Here is a 3,458-nt window from a genome sequence, read left to right on the forward strand (position 1 = left end):
TACTGGAAGAAACAAAACAATATTTCAAAGAATTTCACAACAAAGATACAGAAACACTATTAGTTCTATGTACAGGCAGACCAGAAACGGGAATTCGACCTTACTTAAAAGACTTGGGCTATCTTGAAGAAAATCATTATATTATTAGTCAAAATGGCGCTAATATTTACGAAAGTCAAACAGGGAACCGTATCATGGATGCCTTTGTAGATTCATCCGCTATCCAAAAATGGATTCAACTCGGAAAAGAACATGGCATTAGTGTGATGGGAGGCGGAGTTGATTATTACTACTCCTTTGACCAAGAACCAACAGAATGGATGGAATATGATGTAAAAATTATCAATGGAGAAATCAAACGTATTACAATAGAAGAATCTCTTACAACAGATTTTTATAAAATTTTACTACTTGGAGACGAAGAACAATTAAACGAATTCGAAACAGTGATTCCAGATTCATGGAGAGAGGAATTCTATGTAGTTCGTAGCCAAAAATATTTAATTGAGGTACTAAAAAAAGGCGTCAATAAAGCATACGGTCTAGAAAAATTAGTTCAAAAACTCAACATCAACCGAAACGAAATTGCTGCTATTGGAGATGCTGCTAATGATATCGAAATGCTTCAATACGCAGGATTACCTATCGCAATAGGAAATGCCACAGCAGAAGTGAAAAATCTATGCGACATTGTAACAGACACGAACGAAAATAATGGTGTCATTAAGGCGATTGAACAAGTGATTAGTGAGAAATTGTAGTATGAGCACTACAGAAAAAATGATTTAACTAGATTCAATGATGAGTTATCAAAATTACCAGAATCATTAAAAAAATTTATTTCATGGAGAAATTAGAATGTTTAGTGTGAGAAAAATTGGGAGTTTTATACTAGCCTTTGTTCTTTTAATAATTGGATCTATTTTAGAAGGAATAGTTCCTAAGGAAATTGGACGCGGAATTGATTCAATTCAGTCTGGTTTATCAGTATATAGTACATTTAGTGGTATTTTATTGCTAATTTTAATGGCTTTTATTTGTAGTAGAATAGGCTTAATTGGAATAAAATTACTTACTGTATCCGCTATAGGTACTTTGAGAACTTATTTATATTCTTTTTGGAATTATAAGAACTATAAAAAAATTGATGGCATTAAAAAAGGTGAGTTTTCACAAATTATTAATGATGATTTACAAAATATTGAAAATTTCACAATTGAGTCATTTGTAGAAATATTAGTCACGGTCATTGGATTTGTAATTGCAGCGATAAATATTTACCTAATTTCTCCAATATTATTTTTGACCTTATCCATATTGTATTCAATATATTTCTTACCATTTAGCAAACTCGTGAAGAAACAAAAAATGTTACAAATTGAACAGAGAGAAAAAAAGAAAATTTTAAAAGTTTTTACACAAGAGTATATAACCAATAAAGAGAAATCATATTTTCTTTATTCTGGCAATTATATACAAAAACAAGTTTATTCTCTATCAGATAAAATCAATGAGTTAACTGTTAATATTAATTTATCAACTAATCAAACTAAGTTATTACCTAGAACCATTGATTCTATTGGACCAGGACTTATTATAATTTTAGGAGGTATGAAAGTTATCTCTGGGGAAATTTCAATTGGTGAATTAGTATCAGTCATAACTTACTTAAGTTATTTTAGTTCTCCTTTTAAATATACCATGACTTTTATTTCATCTATTCAAGAAATTTTAATATCATATTCTAAAGTATATAATTTGATAAAGCGACTAAAAGAGGAAGACCCTCAAGAAAAACCATCAAAAATTTATCAGATAATTAATCTATTAAACAATAATGTACATGGATACTTTCTTATAAGAGGAAAAAATGGTGTGGGAAAATCAACACTTTGTAAAGAATTATATTTTAATGATTCATATTTAAAAAAAGAACATAAAATGTTTGTTCCTCAAGACTTTACATTTATAAAAGGTACTGTTGAAGAAAATTTAATGAGAGACGATCTATCTAAATTTTCTAAGTTATTAGATATTATTCCAGAATTAAATACAAATTTAAGTGAAGAAAACGATTTATCAACGGGGCAAAAAGCAATTATCAATCTTATTCGTCAAACCAATTTTGAGGCGCAAGTTATAATAATTGATGAGTTAGGTGCTAATGTTGACGAAAATGTCAGAAGACGCATTGAAGAATTTTTTGTTGAGTATTTTTCTGATAGATGCATTTTTGAGGTTACTCATTTAGAAAAAGGAATAGTACCGTCAAGAATAATAACAGACATCATAGAGGTTTAGTATGAAAAAAATATCGAAGATTTTATTGAAAAGTAATATATTTAAGCTATTATTCATTTCATTGATTGTCTTACTAAGATCAATAGTATTATTATTTCCAGCAATACTTATAAAATATGCAATAAATTATAGCATTCCTAAGTTTGATGTATTTTCATTATTTTTCTTAGGAGGAATGGTTGCTATTATTCCTTTTTTTACCAATTATTTAATATCTTTAGACCTGAAAATTTCAAGTTTTATATTGGATAATAGTTTAAGTCTTATAGATAGACTTGTAAATAAATCATTGACTACGCCAAAAAATGACAGTGCATATTTATACTATATTTCAAAAGGTGTAAATGAAATTAGTTCTTTTTTTTATCGAGATATTGGTAGCTTATTGTGGTGTCTTGCTACTATTGGATTAGGAATGATTTACATATTGATAGAGAATATAATAATTTTTTTAGTTATAGTTATAATATTTCTTAGCGTATATTTTTTACTTAGTATATTTTACAAAAAATTGATAGTAGTTGAAGATATGAGAATAAACAAAACGATTCATTTACAATCAATTTCCCAGAACCTGGATGATTTAGGCATAAAATCGTTTTATAATGAAAAATTAAATTATAAATTTATACATGAAATAAATAAAGTCAATGATGAGATAATTGCTTTATCTAGGAAAAGAAATATCTTAGAACAATTAATAACCTCAGTTATTAAATTTGTCAACAGTTCTATGGTTGTAATTATTGTTTGTTTGGGATCATACCTTATTGGCAGAGGAAGCATTGGTAGTATAGTTTCTATTTATCAAATAAGCATCTGGATGATACCAGCAATGACACTCTTGATTCAACTGTCTGTAAAATTTAGTAGTATTAATATCAAAGCCGATACACTCGAAGAACTAGTAAATGTAAAAAATAGAAAACAAAAGCATAAACAATCACTTTTAGAGAAAAAAGACTATTTTGAAATAATAAGTGGTTCTTATGGTAATTCTAAGCTGGATAAAAATATAATATTAAAAAAAGGAGAAATATATCTATTCACAGGTGCAGTAGGAATTGGAAAAAGTTCGTTTCTATCTAACTTCGTAAGGTAGCAGGAAGAGTATTTTAATAATATTTGGTATAGCCAAACAACCCCAATTATTTTTT

The 3,458-nt window shown here is 27.7% G+C and carries 3 protein-coding genes; all 3 read left to right on the forward strand.

Going from position 1 to position 3,458, the window contains the following annotated elements:
• A partial coding sequence (locus RWN11_RS07725) for a Cof-type HAD-IIB family hydrolase (RefSeq protein WP_314161154.1) occupies nt 1–761 on the forward strand: 761 nt, incomplete at its 5' end.
• A gap of 97 nt (nt 762–858) precedes the next feature.
• Complete coding sequence (locus RWN11_RS07730; RefSeq protein WP_314161156.1) at nt 859–2,301, forward strand: ABC transporter ATP-binding protein; 1,443 nt, start codon at nt 859–861, stop codon at nt 2,299–2,301.
• Between the two features lies 1 nt (nt 2,302).
• The gene (locus RWN11_RS07735; RefSeq protein WP_314161157.1) at nt 2,303–3,403 is read left to right on the forward strand and encodes a hypothetical protein; all 1,101 of its coding nucleotides are present in this window, start codon (nt 2,303–2,305) and stop codon (nt 3,401–3,403) included.
• The last annotated feature ends 55 nt before the right edge of the window (nt 3,404–3,458 follow it).

The organism is uncultured Gemella sp., assembly GCF_963519265.1.
In the GTDB taxonomy this organism is placed as follows: Bacteria; Bacillota; Bacilli; order Staphylococcales; family Gemellaceae; genus Gemella.

Excerpts from the sequence above, each read along its gene's own strand:
- RWN11_RS07730 (WP_314161156.1), top strand. The coding sequence starts at position 859 with ATGTTTAGTGTGAGAAAAATTGGGAGTTTTATACTAGCCTTTGTTCTT.
- RWN11_RS07735 (WP_314161157.1), top strand. The coding sequence starts at position 2,303 with ATGAAAAAAATATCGAAGATTTTATTGAAAAGTAATATATTTAAGCTA.